This is a genomic window from Rhodococcus sp. Leaf225 (assembly GCF_001426145.1).
Taxonomy (GTDB): Bacteria; Actinomycetota; Actinomycetes; order Mycobacteriales; family Mycobacteriaceae; genus Rhodococcoides.
Genome location: NZ_LMRN01000019.1, coordinates 194,598 through 213,253, shown reverse-complemented (window position 1 = coordinate 213,253; position 18,656 = coordinate 194,598). Strand labels below are relative to the sequence as shown.

Below are 18,656 nucleotides of genomic sequence, written 5' to 3'. Positions count from 1 at the left end.
TGCGCAGCGGTGGCGCGATCTCGCGTCCTAGGTGATCCGGCGCTGCCGACGAGCGACGACGAAGCGTGGGCGGTCCGCGAGATCCCGATGCTGGGACACGTCTCCGAACACCGCTCGCCCCTCCAGGAGGGCGACCACCCGGTCTCCGTGCGAGTCGTCGTGCTCGATGCCCACTCCCCCGTCGATCCGCAACCACCGGGCGATGTTCGCGATCATCGGCTCGATGACGGACAGCCCGTCCGGGCCACCGAACAGCGCGACGTGCGGATCGTGGTCGATCACCTCGGGATCGAGCCGCGCACTCGTCGGCACGTAGGGCGGGTTCGCCACGACCAGGTCGACGGTGCCGTCGAGCTCCGTGAGCACCGTCCTCTCGGTCACGTCACCGTGATGCAGATGCACGGGAGTGTCGCCGTCCGACGCCCGCAGGTCGGCGTTGCGCCGCGCCCACGCCAACGCGTGCGGATCCTTCTCCACCGCGTGCACCACGGCGTCCGGGCGAGCGTGGGCGATCGCGAGGGCGAGTGCGCCGCTTCCGGTGCACAGGTCGAGGACGACGGGCGGATGCCGCCCGGCGGACTCGAGGAACGCGAGTGCCCAGGCGAGCAACAGTTCCGTCTCCGGGCGGGGGACGAACACCCCGGGGCCCACCTCGACGTCGATCTCCCCCAGTGACGACGTTCCGATGATGTGCTGCAACGGAATTCGCTTCGCACGCTGCGCGACGGTCGCACGGTAGGCCTCGGCGACCTCGGGCTCCACCAACGGGGTCAGGCCGAGCCGCCCGCGGGGAACCGACAGCAGATGCGCGGCGAGCAACTCGGCGTCGACCCGCGGGCTGGGGACGCCGGCCTCGGTCAGGACGCGGGTTGCCTCGACGATGGCCAGACGTAGCGGGACGCGACTCACCGACACAGCTTCGCACTGCCGGTCGGCCCGGCGATCACGCGGAGGTCATTCCGCCTGGAGCCGCGCCTGTCGGTCGGCCGCGGCGAGCGCGTCGAGGAGCGCGTCCATGTCACCGTCGAGAACGGCGTCCAGGTTGTGCGACTTGAAGCCGATGCGGTGGTCGGTGATGCGGTTCTCAGGGAAGTTGTACGTGCGGATGCGCTCGGACCGATCGACGGTGCGCACCTGGCTCGCACGCCCGGCCGCCGCCTCCTTGTCGGCCGCTTCCTCGGCCGCCGCCTGCAGCCGCGAGGCGAGCACCTGCATCGCCCTCGCCTTGTTCTGCAGCTGGGAGCGTTCGTTCTGACAGGTGACGACGATGCCCGTGGGCAGATGCGTGATGCGCACCGCGGAGTCCGTGGTGTTGACGCCCTGGCCACCCTTGCCGGACGAGCGGTAGACGTCGATGCGCAGATCGGTCTCGTCGATCTGGACGGCTTCGACCTCGTCCTGCTCCGGGTAGATCAGGACGCCGGCCGCCGACGTGTGCACTCGTCCCTGCGACTCGGTGACGGGAACACGCTGCACCCGATGCACGCCGCCCTCGAACTTGAACCGCGACCACACACCGTCGGCGGTGTCGGTGCGCGCCTTGATGGACAGCGTCGCGTCCTTGTACCCACCCAGATCGGAGACGTTCGCGTCGAGGATCTCGACCCGCCAGCCGTGGCGCTCGGCGTACCGGACGTACATCCGAGCGAGATCGGACGCGAACAGGGCGGACTCCTCGCCGCCCTCACCCGACTTGACCTCCAGCACGACGTCGTCGGCGTCGTGAGGATCACGGGGCGCGAGCAGGTCGGTGAGGGTGGTGTCGAGCTCGGCGACGGTCGCCTCGAGCGCTGGGATCTCCGCGGCGAAGCCGGCGTCGTCGGCAGCGAGCTCGCGGGCCGCCTCGAGATCGTCGCGGGCGGCACTGAGCTTGGAGTACACACTCATGATCGGGGCCAGCTGCGCGAACCGCTTCCCGGCGCGGCGAGCCGCCGCCGGATCGTCGTGCAGCGAGGGATCGGACAGGTCGCGCTCGAGTCCGGCGTGCTCGGCGAGGATGTCGTCGATCGCGGACGGTGTCGCGGAGGCGGCCACGGTGTTCTCCCTGTCGAACCGAAGAATGTCAACGAACAATGGTGCAGAAACGACCGACGCCCGCCCCGAGACGAATCTCGGAACGGGCGTCGGCGGAAGAGCTAGCTGTCGGCGTCGGCCTTCTTGCCTGCGCGCTTGCCGTAGCGAGCCTCGAAGCGAGCCACGCGGCCGCCGGTGTCGAGGATCTTCTGCTTGCCCGTGTAGAACGGGTGGCACTGCGAGCAGACCTCGACGTTGATGCGCTCCGCCGAGTTGGTGCTGCGGGTCTCGAAAGTATGTCCGCAACCACACACGACTGTCGTCGCTGTGTAATCGGGGTGGATTCCTGCCTTCATGGTGTCCCTTTCATGGTCGCCGGGTCGCCTCGACTGTCGAGTGCGTGAACCGGAACCGGACTCGGCCGATCAGTATGCCAGAGCAGCTGTCCGCGCTGGTAATCGTCTCAACATCGGTGCCGAGACGTTTGTTCCGTCGATCCTCGGGGGTCAGTCCTCCGGCGAACCGGGCGCCGTCTTGGAGACCGACATGAGGAACTCGATGTTGTTCTTGCTCTTCTTCAGTCGGTCGATCAGCAGATCGATCGCCTGGTGCGAGTCGAGCCCGGAGAGCACCCGACGCAGCTTGTGCAGCACGGCCGCCTCGTCGGGACTGAGCAGGAGCTCGTCCTTGCGGGTGCCCGACGGATTGACGTCCACCGCCGGGAACACGCGCCGCTCCGCGATCTTGCGATCGAGCTTGAGCTCGGCGTTGCCCGTGCCCTTGAACTCCTCGAAGATCACCGTGTCACCTGTCGAGCCGGTCTCCACCATCGCCGTGGCGATGATGGTGAGCGATCCACCGTTCTCGATGTTGCGCGCGGCACCGAGGAAGCGCTTGGGCGGGTAGAGCGCCGTGGAGTCGACACCACCGGACAGGATGCGACCCGAGGCCGGCGAGCTGTTGTTGTACGCACGGCCCAGACGCGTGATCGAGTCGAGCAGCACCACCACGTCGCGGCCGTCCTCGACCAGCCGCTTGGCGCGCTCGATCGCCAGCTCGGCGACCGAGGTGTGGTCGCCCGGCGGGCGATCGAAGGTGGAGGCGATGACCTCACCCTTCACGCTGCGCTGCATGTCGGTCACTTCTTCGGGACGCTCGTCCACGAGCACGACCATCAGGTAGCACTCGGGGTTGTTCGTCGCGATGGCGTTCGCGATCGCCTGCAACACGCTGGTCTTACCCGCCTTGGGCGGGCTCACGATGAGCGCACGCTGCCCCTTGCCGATCGGCATGACCAGATCGATCACGCGCGTCGTCAGGATGTTCTGCGTGGTCTCGAGGCGCAGCCGCTGATTCGGGTACAGCGGCGTCAGCTTGTTGAACTCCGGCCGCTTGCGGTTGCCGTCCGGCGGCGCACCGTTGACCGTGTCGAGACGGACCAGCGGGTTGAACTTCTGCCGGGAGTTGTTCTGCTCCCCCTCGCGGGCCACTCGCACGGCACCGGTCAGTGCGTCACCGCGACGGAGGCCGTTGCGGCGCACCATGTTCATGGAGACGTACACGTCGTTCGGTCCCGCGAGGTATCCCGAGGTCCGGACGAACGCGTAGTTGTCGAGCACGTCGAGAATGCCGGCGACGGGCTGCACGACGTCGTCGTCGCGCAGTTCGGGCTCGCGCTCACGATCACGCTGGTTGCCGCCGCCCTCGGGAGCACCGTCACGATCGCGCCCACGGCGACGCTCGCGGAAACGACGTCCCCGCCTGCCGCGGCCCTCGCCGTCCTCGTCGTCGCGGGGACCGTTGTCACGAGGCCCGTTGTTGCGGTCACCCTGGTTGCGGTCGCCCTGGTTGCGATCGTTTCGGTCGCCCTGGTTGCGATCGTTACGGTCGCCCTGGTTGCGGTCGCCCTGGTTGCGATCGTTCCGGTCACCCTGATTGCGATCGCCCTGGTTGCGATCGTTGCGATCGCCCTGGTTGCGATCGTTGCGGTCGCCCTGGTTGCGATCGTTCCGGTCGCCCTGATTGCGATCGCCCTGGTTGCGGCCCTGGCGCTCGCGGCGCGGCCGGTCCCCGTTCTGACGATCACCCTCGCCCTGGTCGCGGTCGTCGCCACCGTCGGTGCGGGTGGTCTCGGCCGGAGCCGTCGTGGTGGACGCTGCCGCGTCGGTGGACTGGTGCGCGCGGCCGTCCTGCGTCGGCGCAGCGTCGTTCTGCGACTCGGCGGCGGTGTCGGTCGACTCCGCGGCGCCGGCACGGCGGGTCGCTCCGCGACGGTTCCGCGTGCGACGCGGGCCGTCGGGGTTCGCGCCGTCGGACGCTGCACCGTCGGAACCCGAGGTGTCGGCGCTGGGGGTACCGGCGTCGGAGCTGGAGGCGCCGGCGCTCGCACCGTCGGCTCCGGAATCCCGGGGGGCCACGGCGTCGGACACACCGGCGGACGGTGCGTCCGACGTGGCGGCGGGCGCGGACCGGCTCACGCGGGGTGCGCGCGACGGTGCCTCGGTGGCAGCCGCGGACGCGGGCACCTGCTTGGCCTCGATCGCGGACACGAGGTCGCCCTTACGCATCCCGGAGACACCCTTGATCCCGAGTTCGGACGCGAGTCCGCGCAGCTCGGTGAGCACCATCCCGGAGAGCCCGGCACCGCGGCGCGACGTGCGCGGGCGCGTGTCGGACTGGGTCGCCGGAGCAGCGATAGATTCCGTATCGGTCACGGAGGTCCTTTCCTTCCCTCGCGCGCCTGGTGCGCAGATCGAGGGTTCGTTCCGCCGTTCGACTCTCGTGTCGAACTCGGATGCCGCGTACGTTCGCGTCGTGCAGAAGAGCGAAGGCTGTTCCAGGATGCGACTTCCCTGGCGGCCGTGGCGCGCCGATCGACGACGGCGGCACCGCTGGAGCTCGAGGCCGGGAAGTAATGCCCTGGAGAAATCGGCGCGCTGACTGCGCACGATGTACGGACGCGTACCACAATAGCCGTGATGCGAGGTACGGGCAAGAATGTCCGCGTCAGCGCGTCGTGACGCCGTCCGCGATCTCCAGCTCCAGCACCGTCATCCCGTCGTCCCCGGCGCGGTCGGCCAACTCGCGCGCGATGCTCGCCGTTCCGAGCACGAGCACGGTGGGTCCGGCGCCCGAGACCGTCGCGGCGTGCCCGTGTGCGCGCAGGGTCTCGACCCATCGCGACGTCACCGGCAGGGCGGAGGCCCGGTAGGGCTGGTGCAGGCGATCCTCGGTGGACACCATCAACAGATCGGGTCGCGTCGTCAGGGCCACGACCGCGAGCGCGGATCGGCTCGCGTTGAACGCGGCGTCGCGGTGCGGAACGAGGTCGGGCAACAGTCCGCGCGTGTGCGCCGTGGACGACCGTTCGGTCGGGATGAGCACCGTCGCACCGATGTCCGGGTGCACGTCGAGACGGGCGGCCGCATAGGCCCGCGGCCCCTCCGGCGGGCCGGACTCGCGGCTCCAGGACACCACGGCGCCGCCGAGCACGCTGGCCGACGCGTTGTCCGGATGACCCTCGAACTCGGCGGCCAGCTGCACCATCTGCTCGGGCGACAACGCGAGAGCCGGATCCAGGGACGCCGCGAGGCAGTTGGCCGCGGCGAGCCCACCGACCACTGCCGACGCCGACGAGCCGAGGCCGCGAGAGTGAGGAATCCTGTTGTGGCAGCGTACTTTCAAGCCGTCCGCCCACACGCCGGCCGACTCGAGACCACGCTCGATCGCTCGCACGACGAGATGCGACGGACCCCACGGAACCTCGCGCGCACCCTCACCGTCGACCTCGATGTCGAGCCCGGACTCCGCCACGGTGACGACGACGTCGTCGAACAGACCCAGGGCGAGCCCCAATGTGTCGAACCCGGGTCCGAGGTTGGCACTGGAGGCAGGCACGCGGGCGTGCGCCACCGTCCCGGTGGTGAGTGTCCTCGTCACGTCGGCCGGCCCGGCCACTATGCCGACTCGGTAGCAGCCGGGTTCACCGACGACCCTGGCGCCACAGTCGATCCCGCGATCGAGATCCCGATCATTCGGACGTTCCCTCGAGTCGGAGAACGCTGGTGACGGCGGTGACGATGTCGAGTTCCTTCAGCGCGTCCACGGTGGCCGCCAGAGCCGAGTCCTTGGCGCGGTGCGTGACGACGACGAGACGGGCATGCTTGCTCGCGCCCTCCTGGCGCACCGTGGAGATGCTGACGTCGTTCTTGGCGAACTCGGCCGCGACGGCGGAGAGCACTCCGGCGCGATCCGCGACCTGCATGTTGACGTGGTACCGCGTGGGGGTGTCCCCCATGGGCGCGACGGGGAGCTTGGCGTACGTCGACTCCCCGGGTCCACGGCCGCCGTAGAACTTGTTGCGCGCCGCCATCACCAGGTCGCCCATGACGGCGGACGCGGTGGGAGCGCCGCCCGCACCCTGGCCGTAGAACATGAGCCGTCCCGCGGCCTCGGCTTCGACCACGACGGCGTTGAAGGCACCCGACACCGAGGCGAGCGGGTGCGACAGCGGTACGAGCGACGGGTAGACGCGGACGGAGATGCGGTCGTTGCCGTCGTCGTCACTCACACGCTCGCACAGCGCGAGAAGCTTGACGGTGCAGTCGAACGCACGCGCGGTGGCGATGTCCGCCGCGGTGATCGAGGAGATCCCTTCGCGGTGTACGTCGGCCGAGGTGACCCGCGTGTGGAACGCGAGCGAGGCCAGGATGGCGGCCTTCGCCGCAGCATCGAAGCCCTCGACGTCGGCCGTCGGATCCGCCTCCGCGTATCCCAGCCGTCCCGCCTCCGCGAGCGTGTCCGCGTAGTCCGCACCCGTCTCGTCCATGGCCGAGAGGATGAAGTTCGTCGTGCCGTTGACGATGCCGATGACACGGTTCACCCGGTCGCCGGCGAGAGACTGCATCAGCGGCCGGACCACCGGAATGGCCCCTGCCACAGCGGCTTCGAAGTACAGGTCGGCGCGGTGGCTCTCGGCGGCGTCGGCCAACTCACCGGTGTACTCGGCGAGGAGTGCCTTGTTGGCCGTGACGACCGACTTGCCGGCGTTGAGCGCGGCGAGGATCAGTTCGCGGGCCGGCTCGATGCCGCCGAGCACCTCGACCACCAGGTCGACATCGTCGCGCGCGACGAGTGCGCGCACGTCGGTGGTCAGCAGGTCGGGGTCGATGCCGCGGTCCTTGCCGATGTCGCGCACCGCGACTCCCCGCAGCACGAGCGGCGCACCGACGCGGGCGGTGAGATCGGTGGCGTGATCGAGCAGGATGCGCACGACCTCGCTGCCGACGTTCCCCATACCGAGGACGGCGACGCCGATCGGCTTGTCCACGGGACTGACGAAGGCCGCGGCCTCCGACGACACTGACGATTCTGGAGCGGTCACCGGTCTACCTCCAAGCTGAGCAGGTCGTCGAACGTTTCGCGGCGGAGTACCAGCCGCGCTTGCCCGTCCCGCACGGCGACGACGGCCGGACGGGGCAGAAGGTTGTACCGGGACGACATCGAGTAGCAGTACGCACCCGTCGCGCCCACGGTGAACAGGTCACCGGGACCGAGATCCTCGGGCTGCCACGTGTCGCGGATGACGATGTCGCCACTCTCGCAGTGCTTTCCGACGATCCGGGCCAGAACGGCCGGAGCCTCCGACGTACGCGACGCGAGGCGGCCGACGTACTCGGCCTGATAGAGCGAGGTCCGGATGTTGTCGCTCATGCCCCCGTCGACGCTGATGTAGCGGCGCGTGTGGGTGCTGTCGACGGTGACGTCCTTGACGGTGCCCACCTCGTACAGCGTCACGGTGCCCGGTCCCGCGATCGCGCGTCCGGGCTCCACTGCCAGTGTCGGAGTAGGGATCCCGGCGGCCGCCGACTCGGACTCGACGATGTGGGCGAGCTTGGCGGCCAGATCCTGCACGGGAGGCGGGTTGTCCCCCGGCACGTAGTGGATGCCCATGCCGCCGCCGAGATCGACCACGGTGATCTGCGAGGTCTTCTCGGTGCCGAACTCGGCCTTGATGTCGCGCAGCAACCCGATCACGCGGTGAGCCGCGAGCTCGAACCCGTCGACCTCGAAGATCTGGGATCCGATGTGCGAGTGCAGGCCGACGAGGCGCAGATTGTCGGTCTCGAACACCCGACTGACGGCCCGGAGTGCGCTGCCGTCGGACAGGCTGAAGCCGAACTTCTGGTCCTCGTGGGCGGTGGCGATGAACTCGTGCGTGTGTGCCTCGACCCCGACGGTGATGCGGATCAGGACGTCCTGCACCGTTCCCGCCGCGGCAGCGACCTCGTCGAGCCGGTCGATCTCGATCATCGAGTCCAGCACGACGTGCTCGACACCGGCGCGCACTCCCGCCTCCAGTTCGGCCCGTGACTTGTTGTTGCCGTGCATCGCGATCCGGTTCGCCGGGAAGCCCGCGTTCAGTGCGATCGCCAGCTCGCCGCCCGAGCACACGTCGAGTGACAGACCCTCGTCCGCGACCCAGCGAGCGATCTCCCCACACAGGAAGGCCTTGGACGCGTAGTGCACCCGCTCGGGGGCACCGAACGCCTCCGCCATCTCGCGGCAGCGCGACCGGAAATCGTCCTCGTCGATGACGAACAGCGGCGTGCCGTACGTGGCGGCGAGTTCCGTCACCGGAACTCCGGCCAGCGTCACGACGCCGTCGTCACCACGAGCTGCGTTGCGGGGAAACACCTTCGGATGAAGGTCCGTGAGTGCCGCGCTGTCCGCCGGACGCTCCGGGGTGCCGGGGCCCGACTGCTCAGCGTGCCGCGGCCCGGCGGGATGCGCGCTCACATCTTCTCCGGTGCACTGACACCGAGCATGGCCAGGCCGTTGGCCAGGACCTGCCGGGTGGCGTCGCCCAGGGCGAGCCGCGCTGTGTGGACGGGCATCGGATCCTCGTCTCCTCGGGGAAGTACTCGACACGCTCCGTAGAACCGGTGATAGGCACCCGCCAACTCCTCGAGGTACCGGGCGATCCGGTGGGGTTCGCGCAGCCCCGCCGCACTGGCGACGACGCGGGGGAACTCCCCGACGGTACGGACGAGGTCACCTTCCGCGGCATGGGTCAGCAGCGCGAAGTCGGGATCCGCGGCGGAGACGCCCAGCTCCTCGGCACCGCGGGCGAGAGAACACAACCGGGCGTGAGCGTACTGCACGTAGTACACCGGGTTGTCGTTGCTCCGGCTCGCCCACAGCGCGAGATCGATGTCGATCGACGAGTCGACCGACGACCGCACCATCACGTACCGCGCGGCGTCGATCCCGATGGCCTCCACGAGGTCGTCGAGAGAGATCACCGTGCCCGCACGCTTGCTCATCTTCACGGCGACACCGTCGCGGACGAGGTTGACCATCTGACCGATGAGCACCTCGACGGTCGCCGGATCGTCGCCGAAGGCTGCGGCAGCGGCCTTGAGCCGACCGATGTAGCCGTGGTGGTCCGCGCCGAGCATGTAGATGCACAGGTCGAACCCGCGAGATCGCTTGTCCTGGAAGTACGCGATGTCGCCGGCGATGTACGCGGCGTTGCCGTCGCTCTTGACCACGACACGATCCTTGTCGTCGCCGTACTCGGTGCTGCGGAGCCACCAGGCCCCGTCCTTCTCGTACAGGTTGCCCGAGGATTTCAGCGTCTCCACAGCGCGCTCGACCGCGCCGGACTCGAAGAGCGAGTTCTCGTGGAAGTACACGTCGAAGTCGGTGCCGAACTCGTGCAGGTCCGACTTGATCTTCGTGAACATCGCGTCGACGCCGAGGGCTCGGAACACCTCCTGCCGCTCGTCGTCGGGCAGACCCATCACGTCCGGTCGCTGCGTGACGACGGCCGCGGCGATCTCGGCGATGTACTCGCCCGCGTAGCCGTCCTCCGGAGCGGGCAGACCCAGCGCCGAGGCGACCAGCGAGCGTGCGAACCGATCGATCTGCGCGCCGTGATCGTTGAAGTAGTACTCGCGGGTGACCGCGGCACCCCGCGAGGTGAGGATGCGCCCCAGGGCGTCGCCCACCGCGGCCCAGCGGGCGCCGCCCAGGTGCACGGGACCCGTGGGGTTCGCCGAGACGAACTCCAGGTTGATCGAGGTCCCGGTGAGCTCGTCGGACCAGCCGTAGCGATCGTTCTCGCGCTGCACGCGCTCCACGATGGCGCCCTGAGCGGACTTCGCGAGCCGGATGTTGAGGAATCCGGGACCGGCCACGTCGACGGCCTCGACAGCGTCGGCACCGGCCAGAGCGTCCGCGAGCCAGGTCGCCAGGTCGCGGGGGCTGACGCCCGCCTTCTTGGCCACCTGCATCGCGACGTTGGTCGCGTAGTCGCCGTGCTCGGGATTGCGCGGGCGGTCCACCGTCACCGTCGCGGGCAACACGGCAGGATCGAGTCCGTGCTCGGTGAGCACGGCCGCTGCGGTGGCATGCAGCAGTTCGGCGAGGTCGGCGGGAGTCACGGGGCCTTATCCTATGGTCTCGCTGCACAGCACCCCGACCGCGGTCACCGGTGGGTCCGACGGGAGCGCTTCAGCGAGGGCTCAGACTCCCTCCGTACAGTGGGGCTGCCTCGAGTAGGCGGCCACTCATCTCCTCGATCGAAAGAGCGCTTCGACCATGCCAAGCGGTTCCGACAAGAAGTCAGCCAAGGCCATCAAGGCTGCCAGCAAGACCGGCACCCGGAACAAGGGTGGTGTCCCCTCCAGCGTGGGATCGGGCAAGCGGCGCCAGATCCCGTGGCTGACGGTCGCGGCATCCGTCGTGGTCATCGCGCTGATCGGCGCCCTGGCCTGGAACCTGGTGCCCAAGTACCAGGACCGCGCCGAGGCGCAGCGCTTCGCTCCCACCGAGGAGAACCAGGACCCGTCGACCGGCATCGACGGCGTGGTCATGCAGGACTATCCCGCTGCGCTGCACGTCACCGGCTCGCAGCGTGTCGCCTACGACCAGTCGCCGCCGTTCGGTGGCCCGCACGACCAGGTGTGGGCCAACTGCATGGGCACGGTCTACCCGGACGGTCTGCGCACCGAGAACGCCGTGCACTCGCTCGAGCACGGCGCCGTCTGGATCGCCTACAACCCGGACGACCTGAGCGAGGACCAGATCTCGACGCTGGCCGCCAAGGTCGAGAACCAGCAGTACATGCTCATGTCCGCCTACCCCGGACTCGACTCCCCGATCTCGCTGCAGTCGTGGGGCCACCAGCTCAAGCTCGACAGTGTCGACGACCCCCGGATCGACCACTTCATCGCCGCACTGCGCCTGAACCGCTACGCCTACCCCGAGGTCGGCGCGAGCTGCTCCACGACGCCGGAGACCTTCGACCAGGACAACCCGCCGCCGTTCGACGGCAGTGCACCGGGCCCCGACGCGGTGCCGATGAGCGGCGAGGGCCTGACCCCCGACGCCTCCGAGACGGGTGCGGGTCAGCTCCCGGGCGGGCTGGGCCTCCCCACCGACGGCCTGCCCACCGACGGCGCGGCAGTGCCCACACCGTGAGCGTGACGACGGAGGAGCGGCCCACGGCGCAGCGGAGTCAGCGGTCGGCGCTGCTGGTCCTGGGCGCGGTGGCCCTGCTCGTCATCGGATTCGCCGTCGGCTTCCTCGCGCAGACCCCGTTGCGGGACGATCCGGCACCCACACCGGGCGCCGATTCGGTCGACGTCGGGTTCTCGCAGGACATGACCGTGCACCACAACCAGGCGATCGAGATGGCGACCATCGCGCTCAGTGGCGCCTCCGATCCGCTGGTCAAGAATCTCGCGTACGACATCCTCACGACACAGCAGAACCAGGCCGGGCAGATGCAGGGCTGGCTGGCGCTCTGGGACGCCGCTCCGTTGCCGACGGGCGGCTACATGGGCTGGATGACGGAGGACGGCGGACACTCCATGTCCGGCTCGTCGATGTCGTCCATGTCCGGGTCCGGCTCGTCCACCGGTCCCGTGCAGACCATGCCGGGTATGGCGAGCACGCAGGACATGACGGCGCTGCGCGCCGCCACCGGTCCGGCACTGGACGTGCTGTTTCTCCAGTTGATGCTGCGCCACCACGAGGGTGGTCTGCCGATGATGGAGTACGGCGCGGTGCACGCGGAGACGCCCGCGGTGCGCAATCTCGCGCAGACGATGGTGAACACCCAGACCTCGGAGGCTCAGCTGATGACGCAGATGCTCACCGAGAAGGGTGCTGCTCCGCTCTGATCGCGTGATGCGCTACTGTTGGCACCGCCCGAAACGGCACATCGGAGTTCGCTCCGGTGCGCCCCCGTAGCTCAGGGGATAGAGCGTCCGCCTCCGGAGCGGAAGGCCGCAGGTTCGAATCCTGCCGGGGGCACCCATCACTCGCCCGGTGCGAGCACGTCAGTCGTTCGCCAGGAGCGCCGTCATCACGGCGTCGGCCGTCAGCCGGGCCGTCGGTTTCCTCGCAGGCGCCAGGTCGTGTCCCGCTGCCTCGATAGTCACGATGGTCACCGCTCCCCCGATCCGCGCCGTGTGCTCGCGCAGTTCGTCGCCGGTGGCGAACGGGTCCCGCGAGCCGTGCACGATCACGGTCGGCGCGGCGATGCCCGGGAAGTGCTCGGTCCGCAGGGTGTCCGGCTTCGTCGGCGGGTGCAGCGGATAGGACAGTGCGACAAGAGCGTCCGCGATGTCGGGGTTCTCGGCGAGGAGCATCGAGGCCTGACGGCCGCCGTACGAGTGACCCCCGACGATCACCGGTCCCCGCGCATCCAGCGCCCGCACCGCGGCGGCGATACCGGCACGATCCGCGGCGGCGCCCGCTCGGTTCGGAGGGCCCTTGGGCCGAGCCTGACGAAACGGGAGATCGATCCGCGCCGTCAGTACCCCACGGTCCGCGAGCTCGTTGGCGACGGCCACCAGAATCGCTGCGTCGCAGTTGCTTCCCGCACCGTGGGCGAGCACGGCCGTCGCGACGGGTGCGCCGGCAGGTTCGTGGACGACGCCGTGGATCCCGTCGGCTCGCCACTCCCGCACCGTTCCCTCCGTCATGCCGCGACCGTAACGCAGAACGGGCACCGACCACAGCGGTCGATGCCCGTTCTTCTCGTGCGTCCGGTGTCAGGGAACCTGCGTGAGCCCCACCGTCGGGAAGAACGCGCAGGTCTTGCCGTCGTGCGAGACCTGGCCGAAGATCGCCGACAACACGGTGCCCGAGCCCGTGGCGACGGGTGCCAGGCGCACACCGGCGTTGGGGAACTTCGAGAGGTTGTTCGTCAGCAGGTCGCGTCCGATGGAACGGAACGGCTCACCCAGTGGCTCGATGATCTCCGCGAGGACGACGTCGGTGAGACCACCCATGTCGGCGAAGCCACCCTTCAGCGTGTTGACGTTGAACCACGCCACCTGCATGCCGGACTTGTTCGCACCGTCGTTCACGATGCCGCCGGGCGCCGGAACGAAGGCGTACAGCGTCTCGCCCGGATCGGCGATCGTGGTGTCGATCCCGGGCAGTGTCGGAATGGTGACACCCGGCACCTTCGGCGTGTACGGGCCGGGAGCCGAACCGGCGACCGCGGGCACGATGCCGAGCGGCGCACCCGGGAGCGCGGAGCAGTTGATCGCGGCCGTCGGGTAGAAGAACGGCGTGAGACCGAAGCCGCCGAGCAGTCCGTTCGCAGCGTCCAGCAGCGCCAGCGGGTTCGTACCGGCGGGCTCCGCGACATCGACCGACGGTGCAGCACCCAGCACGGCGCGCGCCGCCTCGAGGGCGACGTCCCCCGGCTCAGCGGATCCCTCGAGAGTGGCCAGCGCCTGCTGGAACGGGTCCGGAGCGGGTGCCGGATCGGCAGAGGCGACGGCCGGCAGCGCGAGCGCTCCGGCGCAGGCGATGGCCAGGGCGGCCACCGTTCGACGAGGCCGACGGAATGTACGCATGCATGCTCCTGAATGGCTCGGGGTCGACGATCTCGGGATCGAGATGCGCGTGCGGTCCCGTGGGAACCGTGTGGTCCGATTCGATCACGGGTTTCGTCAGGTCACGGTCGTCGAGACTGCATTGATACCAAAGTGTCGCATGATGCAGATGTGACGGATGTGGCGATCGACTCGGTCGTGCGCCGAGTCGATCCACCGTGCGAACGTGGGAAGATCGACCCATGTCGTCAGCGCCGAAGCTTCCGCTGGACCCCATCGCGGAAGCTCACCGTCAGTGGATCCGCCACGGATGGTCGGACGCCGCCGACGGCATGGCCGCGGTCACGTCCATCATGCGCGTCCAACAGATCATGATGGCGCGCGTCGAAGAGGTCCTCAAACCCACGGGGCTGACCTTCGCTCGCTACGAGTTGCTCACCCTGCTCACCTTCACGAAGACCGGCGCCCTGCCGATGGCGAAAGCCAGCGCACGCCTGCAGGTCCATCCCACCTCGGTGACCAACGCCGTCGACAGGTTGGAGAAGGCGGACCTGGTCACGCGGGTACCGCACCCCACGGATCGCCGCACCACACTCGTCGAGATCACCGAGGCGGGACGGCAATTGGCGGTCAAGGCGACGGAAGATCTCAACGACCGCGTGTTCGGGCTCCCCGGAGTCGCGGGTGCGGATCTGGACAGACTGGTGTCCATCCTCGCAGGGGTCCGGCGGCGCGCCGGGGACTTCGACGACGAGGACACGTCCGGCTGGTGACAGCAGAGATCCGGTGCCACTCCCCTCGCTCGGGCGAGGAGTGTCGCACCGGATCTCGGTACGGCCGGATCAGCGGTGGCGGAACACCGGCTGACGCTTCTCGGTGAAGGCGGTCATGCCCTCGGTCTGATCGTCGGTGGCGAACGTCGAGTGGAACAAGCGACGTTCGAACCGAACACCCTCCGCCAGAGTCGATTCGAACGCCCGATTCACGGCTTCCTTCGCCATGACAGCGATGGGCAGCGACTTCGCGGCGATCGTCTCGGCCGTCTCCAGCGCATCGGCGAGCAGATCGGCCGCCGGCACGATCCGCGACACGAGCCCTGCTCGCTCCGCCTCCTCGGCGCCCATCTTGCGGCCGGTCAGACACATCTCCATGGCCTTGGCCTTGCCGACGGCACGGGTCAACCGTTGGGAGCCACCGATTCCGGGGATCACCCCCAGAGCGATCTCCGGTTGGCCGAACTGAGCCGTGTCCGCTGCGATCAAGATGTCGCACATCATGGCCAGCTCGCAACCCCCACCGAGGGCGTAACCCGCCACGGCGGCGATGGTCGGTGTGCGCACTGCGGCGAACGCGTCCCACTCGGAGAAGAAGTCCTGCGTGTAGACCTCCATGTAGGTCTTGGACTGCATCTCCTTGATGTCGGCACCGGCCGCGAACGCCTTCTCGGAACCGGTCACCACGATCGCCCCGATCGCCGGATCACGATCGAACGCCACGGCAGCCTCGACCACCTCGGTCATCAGCTGAGAGTTCAACGCGTTCAGCGCCTTCGGCCGGTTCAGCGTGATGACGCCGACGCGGCCCCTGGTCTCGACCGTGATCGTCTCGAATTGCTGCGTCTCCACTGTCGGCGTCCCGACGTCGCTCACGCGGTACCGCCCGAACGCTCACGGATGTCCTGCACGATGCCGGAGAAGTCCCTGTCCCCGTGCTCGGCGGCGTACGCCTCGTACATCGCCGAGGCCAGCATGCCCAGCTGCGCCTCGACACCGTTGGCGCGCACGGCCTCCGACACGAGACCCAGATCCTTGCGCATCAACGCGGCGGCGAATCCCGGCGTGTAGTCGTTGTTCGCGGGACTCGTCGGCACCGGTCCCGGAACGGGACAGTTGGTGGTCAACGCCCAGCACTGTCCCGATGCCGTGCTGGCGACGTCGAACAGTGCCTGATTGGTCAGCCCCAGCTTCTCCCCGAGCACGAAGGCCTCGCTGACGGCGATCATGGAGACCCCGAGAATCATGTTGTTGCACAGCTTGGCCGCCTGGCCGTTGCCGCTCTGTCCGCAGTGCACGATCTTGCGACCCATGATCTCGAGCAGCGGATTCGCCTCGGCGACGGCAGCGTCGTCGCCCCCGACCATGAACGTCAGCGTGCCCGCGGTGGCTCCACCGACGCCGCCCGAGACGGGAGCGTCGACGGCGCGGTGGCCCGCGGCCCGCGCGACGTCGGCCGCCGTACGGGCATCGGCCACGTCGATGGTCGAGGAGTCGATGAACAGCGTGCCGGCGCCGGCAGCGGGGACGACGTCGGCATAGCAGTCGAGGACGTGCTTGCCACTGGGCAACATCGTCACCACCACCGAGGCACCCGCCACGGCGTCGGCGGCCGACTCGGCGACCGTGATGCCCTTCTCCCGCGCCTGGTCGAGCGAGGCGGGAACGAGGTCGAAGCCTCGGACGTCGTGGCCGGCCGCGGCGAGGTTGGCCGCCATCGGCCCGCCCATGTGCCCCAGCCCCAGGAAGGCGATCACGGTGCTCACGATTGTGGTCCTTTCGAGACGGAGTCCGCCGCAGCGGATGTCAGACCCAACTCGGCGTCGCCGAGCGGTGCGAAGAAACGATCGACGTCGGAGGTGGTGACGTCATCGAGATGGGCAGGCCGCCAGCGCGGTCGACGATCCTTGTCCACCACCTGCGCGCGGATGCCCTCGACGAGGTCGGGGCTGTCCAGGCAGGCGATGGACACGCGGTACTCGTCGTCGAGGACCTCGTCCAGCGACGACGCCGCGGCCGCGCGGCGCAGTGAGCGGAGCGTGACCGCCACCGACGTGGGGGACTTCGCCTCGATCGCGTCGGCCGCAGCGACGGCCTCATCACGGCCGTCGGCACGTAACCGAGCGACGATGCTCGCCGCGTCGTCGCCCGTGTAGGCCGCGTCGATCCACTCACGCTGCGCCGCCAGAGCCGACTCGGGAACGGGCGAGACGAGCGACAGCGCGGTGTCGACGGTGCCCGTGTGCAGGGCCTCGACGAACGCCGGCAGATCCTCGGTGGGCACGAAGTGATCGGCGAATCCGGCAGCGACGGCGTCGCCCGCCGTCATGCGCGCGGTGGTCAACGCGAGGTGGGTGCCGATCTCGCCGGGCGTCCGGGCGAGGAGATACGTCCCGCCGACGTCCGGAACGAAGCCGATGCCGACCTCGGGCATCGCGACCTTCGACTTCTCCGTCACTATGCGGACCGTCGCGTGAGCGGAGATTCCCACTCCGCCGCCCATCACCGCACCGTCCATCAGAGCGACGATCGGCTTGCCGTACCGGTTGATCCGCGAGTTCATGACGTACTCGTCCCGCCAGAACTGCGCGGTGGCGGACCCCGTCGGCCAGTTCTCGCCCGCCTTCGCCTTCGCGTCGTCGTGGATCGCGACGATGTCGCCGCCGGCGCACAGTCCGCGCTCCCCGTTGCCGGTGATCAGCACGGCGCGCACCGACGGGTCGTCCTCCCACCGCACGAGAGCCGCGTCGATGTCGCGCACCATCGCGTGGCTGAGCGCGTTGATCGCGCGCGGCCGGTTCAGGGTGACCGTGGCGACCCCGCGGTCGACCGTCAGCAGGACGTCGGAGTTCTCCGCGGCGGTGTCGCTCACGCGGCACCCACCACCGATCGGGCGATGACGATTCGCATGACCTCGTTCGTTCCTTCCAGGATCTGGTGCACTCGGAGATCGCGGACGATCTTCTCCAGACCGTACTCACTGAGATAGCCGTAGCCACCGAGCAACTGGAGCGCGTCGTTGGCCACGGTGAACCCCACGTCGGTGGTGAACTTCTTCGCCATCGCACACAGCTGCACCTTGTCGGGAGCATCGGCGTCGAGAGCACTCGCGGCCCGCAGGAGCAGGACCCGGGCCGCCTCGAGATCTGTCCGCATGTCGGCCAGGCGGAACTGCAGTGCCTGCGCGTCGAGCAGCCGTGATCCGAACGCACGACGGTCGGCGAGGTAGGACACCGCGGCGTCGAACGCCGCCGTCGCGCCGCCCAGCGAACAGGCCGCGATGTTGATGCGACCGCCGTTGAGACCGTTCATCGCGATGCGGAACCCGTTGCCCTCGCCGCCGAGCAGATTCTCGGCCGGCACCGTGACGTCCTCCAGGATCACCTGGCGGGTGGGCTGCGCGTTCCAGCCCATCTTGGCCTCGTTGGCGCCGAACGACAGTCCCGGCGTGTCCTTCTCGACGACGAACGCGGAGATGCCGGACGGGCCGGGCCCGCCGGTGCGTGCCATGACGACGTAGACGGCGGACTCGCCGGCACCCGAGATGAACTGCTTCACGCCGTTCAGGACGTAGGTGTCCCCGTCGCGCACCGCCTTGGTCGACAGCGCGGCCGCGTCGGATCCGGCGCCCGGTTCGGTGAGGCAGTAGCTGCCCAGTGTCTCCATCGAGCACAGAGCCGGAAGCCACTGTCGCCGTTGATCGTCGGAGCCGTAGGTGTCGATCATCCACGCCACCATGTTGTGAATCGACAGGTACGCGGCGATCGACGGATCACCTGCGGCGAGCTTCTCGAAGATCCGCACGGCGTCGACGCGGCGCAGACCGGAGCCGCCGACGTCCTCGGCGATGTAGATCCCGCCCATACCGAGTGCGGCGGCCTTGCGCAGGACGTCGACCGGGAAGTGCTTGGTCCGGTCCCACTCCACGGCGTTCGGAGCGAGGAACTCCGCGGCGAAATCCGCTGCCGTCTCGCTGATCGCGCGCTCGTCCTCGTCGAGCGCGAAGATG

General features: G+C 69.0%; 17 protein-coding genes and 1 tRNA gene. 4 read left to right on the top strand and 14 right to left on the bottom strand.

All coding sequences use genetic code 11. The features are described 5' to 3' along the window. Positions 1 to 27: 27 nt before the first annotated feature. From prmC to argS, 8 genes are all read right to left on the bottom strand, one after another. On the bottom strand, positions 28 to 909 hold the full coding sequence (prmC, locus tag ASG69_RS13490) for a peptide chain release factor N(5)-glutamine methyltransferase (protein ID WP_056448594.1): 882 nt from the start codon (positions 907 to 909) through the stop codon (positions 28 to 30). A gap of 45 nt (positions 910 to 954) precedes the next feature. Continuing rightward, complete coding sequence (prfA, locus tag ASG69_RS13485) at positions 955 to 2,034, bottom strand: peptide chain release factor 1 (RefSeq protein WP_056448490.1); 1,080 nt, start codon at positions 2,032 to 2,034, stop codon at positions 955 to 957. Between the two features lie 101 nt (positions 2,035 to 2,135). Beyond that, positions 2,136 to 2,369 (bottom strand): 50S ribosomal protein L31, encoded by a 234-nt coding sequence (rpmE, locus tag ASG69_RS13480; RefSeq protein WP_027507227.1) that lies wholly within the window; start codon positions 2,367 to 2,369, stop codon positions 2,136 to 2,138. Positions 2,370 to 2,519: 150 nt separating this feature from the next. Continuing rightward, on the bottom strand, positions 2,520 to 4,727 hold the full coding sequence (rho, locus tag ASG69_RS13475; RefSeq protein WP_082544675.1) for a transcription termination factor Rho: 2,208 nt from the start codon (positions 4,725 to 4,727) through the stop codon (positions 2,520 to 2,522). Positions 4,728 to 5,019: 292 nt separating this feature from the next. Beyond that, complete coding sequence (gene thrB / locus ASG69_RS13470) at positions 5,020 to 5,952, bottom strand: homoserine kinase (RefSeq protein WP_056448591.1); 933 nt, start codon at positions 5,950 to 5,952, stop codon at positions 5,020 to 5,022. 91 nt (positions 5,953 to 6,043) lie between these two features. Further along, positions 6,044 to 7,396: a homoserine dehydrogenase gene (locus ASG69_RS13465; RefSeq protein ID WP_155957165.1), complete on the bottom strand. Its 1,353-nt coding sequence runs from the start codon at positions 7,394 to 7,396 to the stop codon at positions 6,044 to 6,046. Next, a complete protein-coding gene (gene lysA / locus ASG69_RS13460; protein ID WP_056448484.1) occupies positions 7,393 to 8,811 on the bottom strand; it encodes a diaminopimelate decarboxylase in 1,419 nt (472 codons plus the stop codon). Before lysA ends, ASG69_RS13465 begins: the two co-directional genes overlap by 4 nt. After that, the gene (gene argS / locus ASG69_RS13455; protein WP_027507232.1) at positions 8,808 to 10,460 is read right to left on the bottom strand and encodes an arginine--tRNA ligase; all 1,653 of its coding nucleotides are present in this window, start codon (positions 10,458 to 10,460) and stop codon (positions 8,808 to 8,810) included. The genes lysA and argS overlap by 4 nt, the downstream gene beginning before the upstream one ends. Positions 10,461 to 10,617: 157 nt before the next feature. Here argS and ASG69_RS13450 point away from each other — a divergent pair, with 157 nt between their 5' ends. The 3 genes from ASG69_RS13450 to ASG69_RS13440 all read left to right on the top strand — a co-directional run bounded on the left by ASG69_RS13450 (position 10,618) and on the right by ASG69_RS13440 (position 12,336). Beyond that, positions 10,618 to 11,499 carry a DUF3105 domain-containing protein gene (locus tag ASG69_RS13450; protein WP_056448481.1) on the top strand — a complete coding sequence of 294 codons (882 nt, stop codon included), beginning with the start codon at positions 10,618 to 10,620 and terminating at the stop codon, positions 11,497 to 11,499. A gap of 2 nt (positions 11,500 to 11,501) precedes the next feature. Next, positions 11,502 to 12,203 carry a DUF305 domain-containing protein gene (locus ASG69_RS13445; RefSeq protein ID WP_027507234.1) on the top strand — a complete coding sequence of 234 codons (702 nt, stop codon included), beginning with the start codon at positions 11,502 to 11,504 and terminating at the stop codon, positions 12,201 to 12,203. Between the two features lie 60 nt (positions 12,204 to 12,263). Then, a tRNA-Arg gene (locus ASG69_RS13440) sits at positions 12,264 to 12,336 on the top strand. Between the two features lie 26 nt (positions 12,337 to 12,362). On the opposite strand, the gene ASG69_RS13435 is transcribed toward ASG69_RS13440, so the two are convergent. Then, positions 12,363 to 13,010 (bottom strand): alpha/beta hydrolase family protein, encoded by a 648-nt coding sequence (locus ASG69_RS13435; RefSeq protein WP_056448589.1) that lies wholly within the window; start codon positions 13,008 to 13,010, stop codon positions 12,363 to 12,365. 69 nt (positions 13,011 to 13,079) lie between these two features. Continuing rightward, entirely contained in the window at positions 13,080 to 13,895 is an 816-nt protein-coding gene (locus ASG69_RS13430) for a hypothetical protein (RefSeq protein ID WP_056448478.1), read from the bottom strand. 221 nt (positions 13,896 to 14,116) lie between these two features. Here ASG69_RS13430 and ASG69_RS13425 point away from each other — a divergent pair, with 221 nt between their 5' ends. Further along, the gene (locus tag ASG69_RS13425; protein ID WP_027507237.1) at positions 14,117 to 14,647 is read left to right on the top strand and encodes a MarR family winged helix-turn-helix transcriptional regulator; all 531 of its coding nucleotides are present in this window, start codon (positions 14,117 to 14,119) and stop codon (positions 14,645 to 14,647) included. A gap of 69 nt (positions 14,648 to 14,716) precedes the next feature. Here ASG69_RS13425 and ASG69_RS13420 read toward each other — a convergent pair whose 3' ends face one another. Genes ASG69_RS13420 through ASG69_RS13405 form a run of 4 tightly spaced genes read right to left on the bottom strand, consistent with a single transcriptional unit; the run spans position 14,717 to position 18,655 of the window. Next, positions 14,717 to 15,499 (bottom strand): enoyl-CoA hydratase, encoded by a 783-nt coding sequence (locus tag ASG69_RS13420; RefSeq protein ID WP_027507238.1) that lies wholly within the window; start codon positions 15,497 to 15,499, stop codon positions 14,717 to 14,719. 20 nt (positions 15,500 to 15,519) lie between these two features. Further along, a complete protein-coding gene (gene mmsB, locus ASG69_RS13415) occupies positions 15,520 to 16,413 on the bottom strand; it encodes a 3-hydroxyisobutyrate dehydrogenase (protein ID WP_056448476.1) in 894 nt (297 codons plus the stop codon). Beyond that, positions 16,410 to 17,519, bottom strand: a complete 1,110-nt coding sequence (locus ASG69_RS13410) for an enoyl-CoA hydratase/isomerase family protein (RefSeq protein WP_037187413.1) — start codon at positions 17,517 to 17,519, stop codon at positions 16,410 to 16,412. Before ASG69_RS13410 ends, mmsB begins: the two co-directional genes overlap by 4 nt. After that, entirely contained in the window at positions 17,516 to 18,655 is a 1,140-nt protein-coding gene (locus ASG69_RS13405; protein ID WP_027507241.1) for an acyl-CoA dehydrogenase family protein, read from the bottom strand. The genes ASG69_RS13410 and ASG69_RS13405 overlap by 4 nt, the downstream gene beginning before the upstream one ends. Position 18,656: the final 1 nt, after the last annotated feature.

Bases quoted from the DNA above. Each gene is read 5' to 3' on its own strand.
- rpmE (WP_027507227.1), bottom strand. From the start codon at position 2,369: ATGAAGGCAGGAATCCACCCCGATTACACAGCGACGACAGTCGTGTGT.
- ASG69_RS13450 (WP_056448481.1), top strand. From the start codon at position 10,618: ATGCCAAGCGGTTCCGACAAGAAGTCAGCCAAGGCCATCAAGGCTGCC.
- ASG69_RS13435 (WP_056448589.1), bottom strand. From the start codon at position 13,010: ATGACGGAGGGAACGGTGCGGGAGTGGCGAGCCGACGGGATCCACGGC.
- ASG69_RS13430 (WP_056448478.1), bottom strand. From the start codon at position 13,895: ATGCGTACATTCCGTCGGCCTCGTCGAACGGTGGCCGCCCTGGCCATC.
- ASG69_RS13425 (WP_027507237.1), top strand. From the start codon at position 14,117: ATGTCGTCAGCGCCGAAGCTTCCGCTGGACCCCATCGCGGAAGCTCAC.